This is a genomic window from Chiayiivirga flava (genome assembly GCF_014202825.1).
GTDB classification, from domain to species: domain Bacteria; phylum Pseudomonadota; class Gammaproteobacteria; order Xanthomonadales; family Xanthomonadaceae; genus Chiayiivirga; species Chiayiivirga flava.
On sequence record NZ_JACHHP010000001.1, the window covers coordinates 587,697 to 601,329 of the forward strand.

General features: G+C 69.7%; 13 protein-coding genes and 2 tRNA genes. 7 read left to right on the top strand and 8 right to left on the bottom strand.

Annotation, left to right across the window (positions count from 1 at the left end):
- Nucleotides 1–95 precede the first annotated feature (95 nt).
- Nucleotides 96–1,547 (top strand): hypothetical protein, encoded by a 1,452-nt coding sequence (locus HNQ52_RS02445; protein ID WP_183959447.1) that lies wholly within the window; start codon nt 96–98, stop codon nt 1,545–1,547.
- Between the two features lie 77 nt (nt 1,548–1,624).
- On the opposite strand, the gene HNQ52_RS02450 is transcribed toward HNQ52_RS02445, so the two are convergent.
- The 5 genes from HNQ52_RS02450 to rlmD all read right to left on the bottom strand — a co-directional run bounded on the left by HNQ52_RS02450 (nt 1,625) and on the right by rlmD (nt 5,906).
- Nucleotides 1,625–2,383, bottom strand: a complete 759-nt coding sequence (locus tag HNQ52_RS02450; RefSeq protein WP_343059177.1) for an S-methyl-5'-thioinosine phosphorylase — start codon at nt 2,381–2,383, stop codon at nt 1,625–1,627.
- Nucleotides 2,380–2,922, bottom strand: coding sequence for a hypoxanthine-guanine phosphoribosyltransferase (locus HNQ52_RS17015; protein ID WP_246387468.1), 543 nt, complete (start codon nt 2,920–2,922; stop codon nt 2,380–2,382). The genes HNQ52_RS02450 and HNQ52_RS17015 overlap by 4 nt, the downstream gene beginning before the upstream one ends.
- A gap of 21 nt (nt 2,923–2,943) precedes the next feature.
- A complete protein-coding gene (nagZ, locus tag HNQ52_RS02455) occupies nt 2,944–3,945 on the bottom strand; it encodes a beta-N-acetylhexosaminidase (protein ID WP_183959451.1) in 1,002 nt (333 codons plus the stop codon).
- Between the two features lies 1 nt (nt 3,946).
- Nucleotides 3,947–4,468 (bottom strand): CYTH domain-containing protein, encoded by a 522-nt coding sequence (locus HNQ52_RS02460; protein WP_183959453.1) that lies wholly within the window; start codon nt 4,466–4,468, stop codon nt 3,947–3,949.
- A gap of 124 nt (nt 4,469–4,592) precedes the next feature.
- Nucleotides 4,593–5,906, bottom strand: a complete 1,314-nt coding sequence (rlmD, locus tag HNQ52_RS02465; protein ID WP_183959455.1) for a 23S rRNA (uracil(1939)-C(5))-methyltransferase RlmD — start codon at nt 5,904–5,906, stop codon at nt 4,593–4,595.
- Between the two features lie 131 nt (nt 5,907–6,037).
- On the opposite strand from rlmD, the gene HNQ52_RS02470 reads away from it, so the two are divergent.
- Nucleotides 6,038–7,570, top strand: coding sequence for a right-handed parallel beta-helix repeat-containing protein (locus HNQ52_RS02470; RefSeq protein WP_183959457.1), 1,533 nt, complete (start codon nt 6,038–6,040; stop codon nt 7,568–7,570).
- A gap of 17 nt (nt 7,571–7,587) precedes the next feature.
- Here the strand turns inward: HNQ52_RS02470 and HNQ52_RS02475 are convergent.
- Nucleotides 7,588–7,664 (bottom strand) — tRNA-Arg (locus tag HNQ52_RS02475).
- Nucleotides 7,665–7,678: 14 nt separating this feature from the next.
- On the bottom strand, nt 7,679–8,203 hold the full coding sequence (locus HNQ52_RS02480) for a hypothetical protein (protein WP_183959459.1): 525 nt from the start codon (nt 8,201–8,203) through the stop codon (nt 7,679–7,681).
- Nucleotides 8,204–8,319: 116 nt separating this feature from the next.
- On the opposite strand from HNQ52_RS02480, the gene HNQ52_RS02485 reads away from it, so the two are divergent.
- On the top strand, nt 8,320–8,913 hold the full coding sequence (locus HNQ52_RS02485) for a methyltransferase (RefSeq protein WP_183959461.1): 594 nt from the start codon (nt 8,320–8,322) through the stop codon (nt 8,911–8,913).
- Nucleotides 8,914–9,010: 97 nt separating this feature from the next.
- Here HNQ52_RS02485 and HNQ52_RS02490 read toward each other — a convergent pair.
- A tRNA-Ala gene (locus HNQ52_RS02490) sits at nt 9,011–9,086 on the bottom strand.
- Nucleotides 9,087–9,222: 136 nt separating this feature from the next.
- On the opposite strand from HNQ52_RS02490, the gene amaB reads away from it, so the two are divergent.
- From amaB to murB, 4 genes are all read left to right on the top strand, one after another.
- Entirely contained in the window at nt 9,223–10,758 is a 1,536-nt protein-coding gene (gene amaB, locus HNQ52_RS02495) for an L-piperidine-6-carboxylate dehydrogenase (protein WP_183959463.1), read from the top strand.
- A gap of 124 nt (nt 10,759–10,882) precedes the next feature.
- On the top strand, nt 10,883–11,167 hold the full coding sequence (locus HNQ52_RS02500; RefSeq protein WP_183959465.1) for a DUF4190 domain-containing protein: 285 nt from the start codon (nt 10,883–10,885) through the stop codon (nt 11,165–11,167).
- A 23-nt stretch (nt 11,168–11,190) separates the two neighbouring features.
- Entirely contained in the window at nt 11,191–12,240 is a 1,050-nt protein-coding gene (locus HNQ52_RS02505) for a quinone-dependent dihydroorotate dehydrogenase (protein WP_183959467.1), read from the top strand.
- Nucleotides 12,237–13,280 carry a UDP-N-acetylmuramate dehydrogenase gene (gene murB / locus HNQ52_RS02510; protein ID WP_183959469.1) on the top strand — a complete coding sequence of 348 codons (1,044 nt, stop codon included), beginning with the start codon at nt 12,237–12,239 and terminating at the stop codon, nt 13,278–13,280. Before HNQ52_RS02505 ends, murB begins: the two co-directional genes overlap by 4 nt.
- Nucleotides 13,281–13,633 lie beyond the last annotated feature (353 nt).

Here is a 13,633-nt window from a genome sequence, read left to right on the forward strand (position 1 = left end):
CGCCGATGCGGGCGGCCGCGTGGCCGCCGGACAAGCGCCGAATTGTAACACGCGGCAGCGGTCCGAGCCCTGTTTCCCGGCCTCCGGAGCATGCCATGCCACTGTCCGCGCCTGACCCCGGGACATCGTCCGCAGGCAACGCGGCGGCGGACATGGCGCGTGCGCGCACCCGGCAGGCGTGGCTCTGCGTGGCACTCGTGCTCGCGGCCAAGGCGGGGGCGGCGCTGCTCGACACGACGGTGCGTCTTTTCATGGGCGATTCGGGCAGCTATCTGCTCGGCGCACTGACCGGCTGGGTGCCCGGCGACCGCTCGTTCCTGTACGGCTGGATGATCGGCGCCACCGCGGTTCCGCTGCATTCGATCCATGCGCTGTTCGCGCTGCAGACGCTGTTCGGCGTCGGCTCCGCGATGCTGCTCTACGCCTGGCTGCGTCGCGGCGTGGGTGCCGGCGCCGCGATTGCCACGCTGGCAGCGGTCGCCTTCGCGCTGGAACCGGCACAGCTGTTCTACGAGCGCATGGTGATGGCAGAAAGCGCGGGACTTCTTGCGCTGGCGCTGTTTTTTGCCGGCGCCAGCGTCTACGTCCGCAGCGGACGCTGGTACTGGATCGCGGTGTACGTGACCTGCGGCTTGCTGGCAGTGGCGATGCGACTGAGCCTGCTGCCGATGGTGCTGGTGCTGGGATTGCTGGCGCCGCTCGTGCGGGGTATGTTCAATCCCGACGAACGCGCCCGCGCGTGGCGCCGGCGCATCGCGCGGACGGCATTGCATGCTGCCGTCGCCGCAGCATTCACGTTCGGCCTGCATTCGGCCTACACGCACTGGTACGGCGCGCTCGCGAAGACCGAGCCCGGGTACATCGCGCAGGCGGGCATGTTTCGCCTGGGCCTGGTGTTGCCGCTGGTGCACGCGGACCATCTGCGCGCCAGCGGCATCGACCCGGCGCTGCTCGACGAGCTGGCCATCGACCCGCGCGATCCGCGCCGGCGCGAGGCCCAACTGTGGCTGCCCGGAGGCATGCAGGCGACCCTGCGCCGGCACACGCGGGACGCGGATGCCGTCGCCGGAGAAATCTCGATGCGCGCCTTGCGCGACGACCCCCTGGGGCTGGTGCGGATGGGCCTGGCCACCGTGGCCGACTACTTCGATCCGACGGTCGCGGTGCCACGCCTGCACAACGATCTCGGCCGCGTCCCGCCCGACGCGAGGCATGCGCAGATGCTGCTCGACGCGTTCGGCTACGACATCTCCGGCGTCCCGGCGAGCACCACGCCGGCGGTGCGCTGGTTCGCTTTCGGTGCGCCGTGGCTGGTGCTGTGCCTGCTGCTGCTCGCACCGCTGGCGCTGGCCGCCCTGGCGCTCGGCTGGCGCGCGCCCGGGCGCGACCTGCGTGTGCTGCTGTGCCTGGCGTCGCTCGGGCTCGTGGCTCAGCACGTGCTGTTTTCGCACATCGTCTCGTACCGCTACCTGCATCCGCTGCCGTGGTTCATGCTGGCGAACGGTGCCGCGCTGGCGGCCGCGTTGCGGTCGCGGTTGCGACGCTGAGGCGGGAAAGCGTGCGGGTGGGCGAATGCACTCTGGCGCGACTTGCACCGCACACCGCACACCGCACGCCCCACCCGTCACCCGCGCAGCAACGCCTCCAGCAGCCGCGGCAGCAGCGCATTGGTCGCCGCAAGATTCGCGAACACAGCGTCGAGCGCGATGTCCTCGCCATCGCCCGCGCCCGCCGCCCAGTTCGCGACCGGCGCAAGGCAGGCGTATTCGAGCCCCAGTTCGCGCGCGAGCGCCGCTTCCGGCATGCCGGTCATGCCGACGAGATCGCACCCGTCGCGACGCATGCGTTCCACCTCGGCGCGCGTCTCGAAGCGCGGTCCCTGCGTGGCGCCATAGCAGCCGCCGTCGACGACGGTCACGTCGGCAGCCCGGGCCGCGGCCATCACATCGGCGCGCAAGGTGCCGGAGTAAGGCGCGCCGAATTCGGCGTGCAGCATCTCGCCCTGCCCGTCCCAGTACGTTGCCTCGCGGCCATGCGTGTAGTCGATGATCTGGTCCGGCAACGCCAGCGTGCGGGGGCCGAAGCGTTCGGTGATGCCGCCGACGGTATTGATCGCGAGCACGCGGCGCGGCGCAAGATCGGCCAGCGCGCGCACGTTGGCGCGGTAGTTCACCCGATGCGGCGGCAGCGCATGGCCTTCGCCGTGGCGTGCGAGGAACGCGACGCGCGCGCCGAACAGGCGACCCACGCGGATCGGCCCGGACGGATCGCCGTACGGCGTCCTTGCCCGCACCGCGCGTTCTTCGACGAACTCTTCGAGCGCATACAGCCCCGTGCCGCCGATGACGGCCAGCGCGATGGTGTCGGAGACGACTGCACTCACAGCGCGTAGATCGCCGGCAGGTTGCGGCCCTGTTCGTTGTAGTCCATGCCGAAGCCGAACACGTAGCGGTCCGGCACGTCGACGCCGACGTAATCCGCCACCAGGCCCGGCACGCAGCGGTCGTGGTCCTTGCGCGTGAGCACGGCGATGCGCACTTCCTCCGCGCCTTCGGCCACGCAGGCCTCGCGCACCGCCTTGAGCGTGTGGCCCTCGTCGAGGATGTCGTCCACCAGCAGCACGCGCCGGCCGCGCATCGGCACCTGCGGATGGCGCAGCCATGTCAGGCCGCCGCCGCGCGTCTTGCCGCGGTAACGCGTCGCGTGCAGGTAGTCGAACTCGAGATCGGTGCGGATCTGCAGCGCGAGCAGGGAGGCGAACAGCATGCCGCCGTGCATCACCGGCAGGTAGAGCGGACGCGTGCCGGCGTAGTCGCGATCGATCTGCGCAGCCATGCGCGCGATCGCGGCGTCGAGCGCGGCGCGGTCGTGGATGATGTCGGCCGTCGGCAGGACGGCGGCGAGGTCGGGCTGGTCGGTCATGCGCAAGTCCGTGCTGTGGCGTCAGGCGATCGGATCGAGGGCGAGGCTAGCACGCGTGTCGTGCCAGCGCGTGTCGGCGACGAGGGCGTCCCACGCCGGCACGCTGCCGCGCCCGAGCAGCGGCGCGAACGTGTCCGCGGCGAAGCTGCGCGTACCGATGGCGGCGAGCGCGTCCGGCACGAGCTTGGGCGAACACACCAGCACGCTGTCGCAACCGGCATCGTAGTGCGCATGAAGGCGCGCGCCGATGCCACCGGCCGATTCGGCGGCGGCCATGCCGATGTCGTCGCTGAAGACCACGCCGCGGAACCCCATCGCGTTGCGCAGATGGTCGATCCAGCGGCGCGAGTAGCCCGCAGGTTCCGCATCCACGGACGGGTACGTCACGTGCGCCATCATCACCGCCTCGGCACCGGCGGTGATGCCGGCGCGGAACGGCAGCAGGTCGTTCGCTTCGAGTTCGGCGAGCGGACGCGCATCGACGGCCGCATCGAAATGCGTGTCTTCCAGCACCGAGCCGTGCCCCGGAAAATGCTTTAGCGTGGCGGCCATGCCGACCGCGTGCATGCCGCGCAGATAGGCGGCGGCGAGGTCGGCGACGATACGCGGTTCGACATGAAACGCACGCTCACCGATGGCGCGGTTGCCGCGCTTGAGATCCACGACCGGCGCGAAACTCAGATCCAGGCCGATCGCGCGCATCTCGCTCGCCATGAGCCAGGCGTGGCGTTCGGCCTGCGCGCGTGCGACATCGGGATCGGTATCGAACAGCGCGCCGAAGCGCGACAGCTCCGGCAACCGGCTGAAGCCTGCGCGGAAGCGCTGCACCGGCCCGCCTTCCTGGTCCACGCACAGCAGCAGCGGGCGCGGTGCGGCGGCGCGCAGTTCCGCGCACAGCTCGCTGACCTGCGCGCGCGAGGCGAAGTTGCGCGTGAACAGGATCACGCTGCCCACGGCGGGATGCTGCAGCCACCCGCGCTCGTCCGCGCCGAGCGTGGTGCCCGCGATGCCGATCACCAACATGTCAGGGAGTCTCCGGAAAAGGACGGCGCTCGCCGTCGCTCCACACGGCATATGGCCGTGCCGCGAGGGCGAGATTGAAGTAGCGATTCAGGTGGGTGACTTCGGGGCCGAGCCACGCCGGGGTCTCGAAGGGCTCGTCGACCGCATCGAGCTCGATTTCCGCCACAACCAGGCCGGCGTTGTCGCCATGGAACTCGTCCACCTCCCACAGGTGGCCGGCGTGACGGACGTAATGGCGGTGCTTGTCGATGAGGCCGCCCGTGGCGAGCCTGAGCAGGGCCTCGGCGTCGGCGACGGGAATCGGGTAGTCGAACTCCTGCCGGCTGGGGCCGGGCTCGCGCGACTTCATGTTGATGAAGGCATCGCTGCCGGCGATGCGCACGCGCATCGAGACCTGCTGCGCGCCCGATTGCACCGACTCGAGGTCATTGAGGTAACCCTGCGCCATGCGCACGACGCGTTCGGCCTGCTGTCTCCACGCGTCGCCGCGGACGAGGAATTTGCGTTCGATTTCGAGGGGCATTGCAGTCTCGGGAGCGTGTCAGCGAATCGATCCGTCATCCCGGCGTTCGCCGGGATGACGACAGGAAGGCGGCGAGAACCCATGAAGGCCGAAGACGCATGGAGGTTCGGGAGAGTAAACCGCATCAACCGCGCTCGAACAACGCGATCGATTCCACGTGCGCCGTGTGCGGAAACATGTCCATCACACCCGCGGCCCGGAGCACGTAGCCGTGCTCGCGCACGAGAATGCCGGCGTCGCGCGCGAGCGAGCCCGGGTGGCACGAGACATAGACGATGCGCCCGATGCCCGCCAGCGGCAGCTGCGGGATCGTGGCATCGGCGCCGGTGCGCGGCGGATCGAGCAGCAGCTTGTCGAAGCCCTCGCGCACCCACGGCTGGCCACGCAGATCGCGGCCGAGGTCCGCGGCGTGGAACTCGACGTTGGTCACGCCGTTGCGCCGCGCGTTGTCGCGCGCGCGCTGCACCAGCGTGGTCTCGCCTTCCACGCCCACCACCGACGCCGCGCGGCGCGCCAGCGGCAGGGTGAAATTGCCGAGCCCGCAGAACAGGTCGAGCACGCGGTCGGTCGGCTGCGGATCGAGCAGCGCGAGCGCGTGGTCGATCATGCGCGCATTCATCGGACCGTTGACCTGGATGAAGTCGAGCGGACGGAAGTCGAAATCGACGTCGTATCCGGGCACGGCGAACCGCAGCGAGATCGTGTCGCCGACGAGCGGATGCACGCTGTCGTTGTTGCCCGGCTGCAGGTAAATGGCGAAGCCTTCGCGCTCGCCGAACGCGCGCAGCTTCGCGCGATCCTCGTCGCCGAGCGGCTCCAGGTTGCGGAAGACGAGCGCGGTGGCATCGTCGCCGGCGGCGACTTCGATCTGCGCGATCAGCGCGCGCGCGTCGAGACTGTCGACCAGCGCCGACAGCGCCGCGATGCGGCTGCCGACCTGCGGCACCAGCACCTCGCAGCGTTCGATGTCGGCGACGAAGCGCGGATCGCGCTCGCGGAAGCCGACCAGTGTCCTGCCCTTCTTCGCCACGTGCTTGACGCCGAGGCGCGCCTTGCGCCGGTAGCCCCAGGGCTCGCCGGCGAGCGGCGCCAGCACCCGCTGCGGCGTCACGTGGCCGATGCGCTCGAAATTCTCCAGCAGTGTGTGCTGCTTGGCCGCGACCTGTGCGTCGGGCGCGAGGTGCTGCAACGCGCAGCCGCCGCAGATGCCGAAGTGCTCGCAGCGCGGGTGCACGCGATCGGGCGAAGCCTGCAGGATCTGCGTGGCGACGGCCTCGTCGAATGATTTCTTGCGCGCCGTGGTCAACGCACGCACGCGCTCGCCGGCCAGCGCGCCGGTGACGAACACGGCCTTGCCATCGACGCGCGCGACACCGCGGCCATCGTGGGTGAGATCGGTGATGTCGAGCTCGAGTTCGGGAAGCGGTCTGCGGGACACGGGCGTGCGCGAAGCGGTCGGCCGGCGATTTTCGCAGATCGCGGCGCCGCGTGCGCGAGCGTGGCCCCTGCCGCCGCCGTCGCGCGTGGAGTCGGGTGCACGTCCTCGTTCGAGCCCTCCCCGGAGCGACCATGAAGCCCCCTGCCCTCGCCTGCCTGCTGGCTTGCATCGCGGCGCCTGCCGGCGCCGACACCTTCACCGTCACGCGACTCGACGATCCGCTGCCCGACGGCTGCGTCGCCGGCGACTGCTCGCTGCGCGAGGCTTTGACCGCGGCCGGCGCCAACGATGTGTTCGGCCCCACGGACCAGATCGTGCTCGGCGCCGGAACCCACGTGCTTCTGCGTGGCGATCTGCCCAAGGTGCGGCAGCCGTTGATCGTCGCCGGAGCGGGCGCCGGGCAGACGCGCATCGAGTCCGTCGACGAGCTGTTCTCGCTCGACACGACCGCGGCCGATCGTAGCCTGCAACTGCGCGACATGACGCTCGACGCGAGCGGCGAGTTCGGCAGCGCGGCGGTCGCATCGCCGGGTGGACAGCTCGTCCTCGACGGCGTTGTCGTCGCCGGGGGCACGGCTCAGGTTGCGGGGGATGCGAGCCTGCATCTCATCGATGTGCAGATCGGCGAACGGCTGCTGTGCAACACGGTCGCCAGCTGCCTGATCGAAGACAGCGCGATCGCGCTGCTGAACGTCAACCCGGCCGGCGATGGGGACGGCCCCGACGTGACGATCCGCGGCAGCACCATCGATGGCGACCTGCTGCTGCTTCCGCCGCCGCACACCGCGAGCATCACGCTGCACCAAGGCAGCCTGCTGATCGAGGACAGCACGATCACGCGACTGCAGGGATTCTTTCTGTTCGATCCGGACATGAACGTCACCGTTCGCCGCTCGTACTATGTCGGCAACGATGTGCCGATCCGCAGCGACGGCAACAACACGTTCACGATCGAGGACAGCGTGTTCGAGGGCAATCCCGTGCGTGCGCTGTACGCGGCCGGCACCAGCGAGTGGGAGGTCACCGGCTCGACCTTCGTCGGCAACCGCGTTGACGGCAATGCCGGCGGCGCCATCGTGCTCGAGGACGATGCCACGCTGCGCATCCGCAACAGCACGTTCTCGAACAATACGTTCACGGTCGATGCCGCGGCCGACGGTGCGCGCGGCGCCGCGATCGGCTACCGCAACGGCGCCGGTGCGCAGCTGATCCTGCAGCACGTCACCGTCGTCGCGCCCTCGGTGCTGCCGGCCGGCCTCGTCGGCAGCGCGATCGGCGGCCACGGCGGCGGCATCGCGGTCGACGTCTCCAACAGCGTGCTGCGCGGCACCTGCGGCTTCGGCGGCAGCGTGCTGCAGAACAACGCCGGCAACATCGAGGCGCCCGGCGACAGCTGCGGCCTGGACTCCGGGCTCAATAGCGTCGACGTGCCGACCAGCCAGCTCGCGCTCGGCACGCTCGGCGACCACGGCGGCCCGACGCCGACCTACCTGCCGGCGGAAGACAGCGTCGCGGTCGACCGCGCCAGCACGGCCCAGTGCCTGGCGACCGACCAGCGCGGCTACGCCCGCCCGGCCGGCCCCCGCTGCGACGTGGGCGCGATCGAAACCGGTGCGGTGCCGCCGGACATGCAAGACGTCGTGTTCGGCGACGGCTTCGAATGACGCGTCGCGGTCAGCGATGGCGGCCCCGGCGCGATTCGAACGCACGACCTTCCCCTTAGGAGGGGGACGCTCTATCCAGCTGAGCTACGGGGCCTTGAGCCGCGGAGTTTATCGCAGGTCGGGGCCACGACGGCGGCGCGCGGCGTCGGCCAGGCGCGCGCCGAGCGCGCACGGGATGCCGACGAGGACGATGTGCGCGGCAAGTCCGCACCACAGCCACAGGCCCGACGGCGGGGCCATCGCCGCGGCCGAAAGCGGCACCACGAGCCAGTTCATCGCGCCGAACAGCAGCACGCCGTACATGGCGCCGAACAGCACCGGCCGGCGCACCAGAATGCGCAGGCGCAGGCTGGCCATGTCGTAGACCATCGCCATCATGACGGCGATGGCGATGTGCAGCACGAGGCCCAGCGCGGCGCTCGCGGCACCGCCGGCGTAGGCGTCGGCACCGAGCACGCCGGAGGCGACCGACTGCAGGATGCGCTGGGCCGGCACGTCGCGCAGCGCCCAGAAGCCGATCGCGAATGCGATGTCGAGCGAAGCTGCGATCAGCCCCGCGGCGAGCACGATCCTGCGGGGAGAACCGGGACCGTGTTCGCTGCCGCGCGGCACGGCGGGATCGGTGGCGGGCATCACGTCGACTCCATAGCAGCATCGGGGCGCCATCGATCGGGACGGGCGAGGACGCGCAACGGTCGCATCGCTCGCGCCCGCTGCGGCAGACTGCACAGTCACTGGAGCCCGACGCCATGACCAAGCAGTACGACCGCCGCTATTTCGATCACTGGTATCGCGGCCCCGCCGCAGCCGGGAGGCGCGCCTGGCTGACACGCAAGGCGGCGATGGTGGTCGCGACGGCCGAATACCATCTCGGCGGACCGCTGCGCTCGGTGGTCGACGTGGGCTGCGGCGAAGGCGCATGGCGCGCGCCGCTGCTCAGGCTGCGCCCGCAGCTGCACTATCTCGGGCTCGACGCCAGCCCGTACGCCATCGCGCGCCACGGGCGTGCGCGCAACCTGCGCCTGCTGGACTTCGCCGCGCTCGGCGAGCAGCGGTTCGACCGCAGTTTCGACCTGCTGCTGTGCTCGGACGTGATGCACTACCTGCCGACGCGCACGCTCGACCGCGGACTCGCCGGGTTCGCGCAGCTGTGCCACGGCGTGGCCTTCCTCGAGGTGTTCTGCCGCGGCGACGCGGTGGAAGGCGACACGCTCGGCTACATCGCGCGCACCGCGAGCTTCTATCGCAACCGCTTCGCGCGCGCGGGCTTCGTGCCGTGCGGCTCGCAGCTGTACCTGTCGGCCGCGCTGGCGCAGGACGCAACGGCGCTGGAGCTGGCCTGAGCGAAGGCATCCGCCCGGCTTGCCCGGACGTCGCGCTGCGCACGCAGTGCCCAAAAGAAAACGCCTCGGCACGAAGGCCGAGGCGTGGAGGATGCATTGGTGGAGCGGAGGGGGATCGAACCCCTGACCTCCACGATGCGAACGTGGCGCTCTCCCAGCTGAGCTACCGCCCCAATGCAGACGACGAAGTCTACCGGCCCGGACCGGGCTCGACAAGGGTGCGCGGCGGGTCGCGGCACCGCGATCGAGCAGCGCCGGACCCGCCGGGCTACAATTGCCGGCTTTGCCAACACGTGCTGGAGACAACCCATGTCCGCTGACCTGCTCAAGGCGCTCGGCCTCGACGCCGCCAATTCCGGCTCCTATCTCGGCCAGGGCGAATGGTCGAAGACCACCGACGCCGGCCTGATCGAGTCGATCAATCCGGCCACCGGCACGGTGATCGCGCAGGTGCATGCATCGAGCGCGGCCGATTACGACACCATCGTCGAGCGCGCGCAGGCGGCGTTCAAGGTGTGGCGCACCACGCCCGCACCGCGTCGCGGCGAAGCCGTGCGCCTGTGCGGCGAGGCGCTGCGTCGGCACAAGGACGCGCTCGGTTCGCTGGTCGCGCTGGAGATGGGCAAGATCAAGGCCGAAGGCGATGGCGAGGTCCAGGAAATGATCGACATCGCCGACTTCGCCGTCGGCCAGTCGCGCATGCTCTACGGCTACACCATGCACTCCGAGCGCCCCGGCCACCGCATGTACGAGCAGTACCACCCGCTCGGCATCGTCGGCATCATCAGCGCGTTCAATTTCCCGGTGGCGGTGTGGGCGTGGAATGCGTTCCTCGCCGCCATCTGCGGCGACATCTGCATCTGGAAGCCGTCGCCGAAGACGCCGCTGACCGCGATCGCCTCGATGAAGATCTGCAACGCGGCGTTGAAGGAAGCCGGCTTCCCGGATCTGTTCTTCCTGTTCAACGATGCGGGCACGGAGCTGGCGTCGAAGTTCGTCGACGACACGCGCATTCCGCTGATCAGCTTCACCGGTTCGACGGCCGTGGGCCGCGCGGTCGGCGAGCGCGTCGCCAGGCGCATGGGCCGCAGCCTGCTGGAACTGGGCGGCAACAACGCCATCATCCTGGACAAGACCGCGGACCTGAAACTCGCGATTCCCGGCATCGTGTTCGGCGCGGTCGGCACCGCGGGCCAGCGCTGCACCACCACGCGCCGCCTGTTCGTGCACCAGGACATCCACGATGACGTGCTCGCCACGCTGGTGAAGGCGTACAAGCAGGTCGAAGGCAAGATCGGCGACCCGACCCAGGCCAGCACGCTGATGGGCCCGCTCAACAGCGAGCAGTCGGTCAAGGGCTTCCTCGACGCGATCGCCCAGGCCAAGGCGGCCGGCGGCACCGTCGCCACCGGCGGCGAGGCGCTGACCGACCGCCCCGGCAACTTCGTGCTGCCGACGATCGTCACGGGCCTGAAAAACGGCGACACCGTCGTCCAGCACGAAACCTTCGCGCCGATCCTCTACGTGATGAAGTTCGCCAGCATCGACGAGGCCATCGACGCGCAGAACGCCGTGCCGCAGGGACTGTCGTCGTCGATCTTCACCGCGGACCTGAAGGCGGCGGAGAAATTCCTGTCGGCCGGCGGCTCGGACTGCGGCATCGCCAACGTCAACATCGGCACCTCGGGTGCGGAGATCGGCGGCGCGTTCGGTGGCGAGAAGGAGACCGGCGGCGGGCGCGAATCGGGTTCGGACGCGTGGAAGGTCTACATGCGCCGCCAGACCAACACCATCAACTACTCGGATTCGCTGCCGCTGGCGCAGGGCATCAAGTTCGATCTGTGACCGCGTGCGGGGCGCGGCAAGGTGCCGCGCTCCGTCCGCAATCGCCACGGGCGTGTTGCCGATCCGTCATCCGCGCACCCGGCGCGGATGAGAGAATGCGCTTTCCTGCCGCAGAGAGGTTTGCATGAACAGTCCCGCACGCAGCACCAGTCCGCTTGCGATCGTCAGCCTCGTCAGCGGCATCGTGAGCTGGGTGGCGATCCCGTTCATCGGGGCCATCGTCGCGATCGTCACCGGCCACATGGCACGGGCCGAGATCCGTCGTGCGCCCGCCACGCTCGAAGGCGACGGGCTCGCCATCGGCGGACTGATCCTCGGATACCTGCAACTGGCGCTGTGCATCGTCGGCATCGCGGTGCTGTTCCTGTTCTTCGGCGGGCTGGCGATCATCGGCATGAGCCAGGGCTGAGTCGACCGCATCGTAGACACGTCATGTATTCGCTCGCCCGTCCCTTCCTGTTCGCGCACGATGCCGAGCGCGCGCATGCGCTCGGGCTGCGCGCGCTGGCGTTCGCCTATCGCAGCGGGTTCGGCGGCCTTGTGGCGGGCAGGCCGCGGCCGCTGCCGAGCACGGTGTTCGGCCTGCGGTTCGAAAATCCCGTGGGCCTTGCCGCGGGCATGGACAAGAACGGCGCGTACATCGATGCACTGGCCGCACTCGGTTTCGGATTCATCGAGATCGGCACCACCACGCCGCGCCCGCAGCCGGGCAATCCGAAGCCGCGCATGTTCCGTCTGACGCAGCACGAGGCGGTGATCAACCGCCTCGGCTTCAACAACGACGGTGTCGATGCGCTGGTGCGCAATGTCGAACGCGCGCGCTGGCGCGGCGTGCTCGGCATCAACATCGGCAAAAACAAGGACACGCCGAACGAGCGCGCGGTCGACGACTACGTCCTGTGCCTGGAGCGCGTCTACGCGGTGGCGAGCTACGTCACGGTGAACATTTCCTCGCCGAACACCGAGGACCTGCGCGAGCTGCAGCACGGCGAGCAGCTGCGCCGGCTGATCGGCACGCTGCGCGCGGCGCAGGAGCGCCTCGCGGCTACGCACGGCGTGCGCAAGCCGCTGCTGGTGAAGATCGCGCCGGACCTGACCGACGCGCAGATCGACGCGATGACACAGGTGCTCGGGCGCATCGGCGTCGACGGCGTGATCGCCACCAACACCACGGTGGAACGGCACGCCGTGGCCGGACACAGGCATGCCGCCGAAGCCGGCGGGCTGTCGGGCCGGCCGCTCTATGGGCACTCGACCTATCTGCTGCGCCGCCTGCGCGCCCACCTGCCGCGGCAGATTCCGATCATCGGCGTGGGCGGCATCCTCAGCGGCGCGGACGCCGCCGGCAAGATCGCGGCCGGCGCCGACCTGGTGCAGGTCTACACCGGCCTGGTGTATCGCGGACCGGCCCTGATCCGCGAGGCGGTGGACGCGATCCGCCGCCGCCGCGAAGGCATGTCGCCGCGCCCGGCCGACGCGTGAGCGCCGCGTTCTCGCTCACCGAACGCGCGCCGCTCGCGGGGCGCAACGGCTTTCGCCTGCCGGCCCGCGCCGAACTGCTCGCCGACGTGCGTCGTGCCGACGGACTTGCCGAGCTGCTCGCGTATCCGTACGTCCGGCGCGCACCGGTGATGGTGCTCGGCGAAGGCAGCAACGTGCTGTTTGCCGACGATGTGCCCGGGCTCGTCGTCTCGCTCGAGAAAATGCTTGGGCGCCACGTGCTCGCCCACGACGGCGACACCGTGCTGGTCCGCGCCGCCGCCGGCGAACGCTGGGACGATCTGGTGCGCTGGAGCGTCGGTCACGGCTTCTGCGGGCTCGAGAACATGAGCCTGATCCCGGGCACCGTCGGTGCGTCGCCGATCCAGAACATCGGCGCGTACGGCGCGGAAATCGCCGAGTTCGTCGAGACGGTGGAGGCATGGGATCGCGAGGCGGGCGCGCTGGTGCGGCTGGCCAACCGGCAATGTGCGTTCGGCTATCGCGACAGCCTGTTCAAGCGCGAACGCGAGCGCTGGATCGTCACCGCAGTCGAACTGCGGCTGTCGCGCGTGCGCGCGCTGCGTTACGACTACCCCGGCCTGCCCGAGGAACTGGCGGCAATGGGCGTGGATACGCCGCGTGCATCGCACGTGGCCGAAGCGGTGGCGAGGCTGCGCACGCGCAAGCTGCCGAACCCCGCGCTGCTGCCGAACGTGGGCAGCTTCTTCAAGAATCCGGTGGTGGACGCGACCTGCGCGGACAGACTGTTGCGCGAACATCCATCGATGCCGAACTTTCCCGGTCCGGATGCGGCGCAACGCAAGCTGTCTGCGGCATGGCTGATCGAACAGTGCGGCTGGAAGGGATTTCGCGACGGCGATGCCGGCGTGGCGGCACAACACGCCTTGGTGCTGGTGAACCACGGCAATGCGACCGGGGCGCAGCTGCTCGATCTTGCGCGGCGCATCGCCGCCTCCGTGCGCGAGCGCTTCGGCGTGACGCTGGAGCCGGAAGCGCGCATCGTGGGAGCGGTGTTCTGACAGGCGCGGGCGAATAACGCGGCACCGGAAGCGCCACAGTCCACGTTTCGTTTTCCGTTCCGACACGGCATTCGCGCCGCACCATCCACAAAAATCGACGCGCCACAAGACGCGTTCCTTCTCCCGTCGGGAGAAGGTGGCGGCAGCCGGATGAGGGAGCCACGTTTCGTAATCCGTAGAGCAGCCATCTGAGCCAGATCGTCGAAGTGTCTTTTCTCCGGCCGTTCGAATTTCCGTGCGAGGTGACGCCCTCATCCGCCTGCCGGCACCTTCTCCCGAGGGGAGAAGGAACGCCGCGTGGCGACGCTGCGGCAACCCGACGTGCACGCTGGGGACTCTCTCGGAAAAAGCGA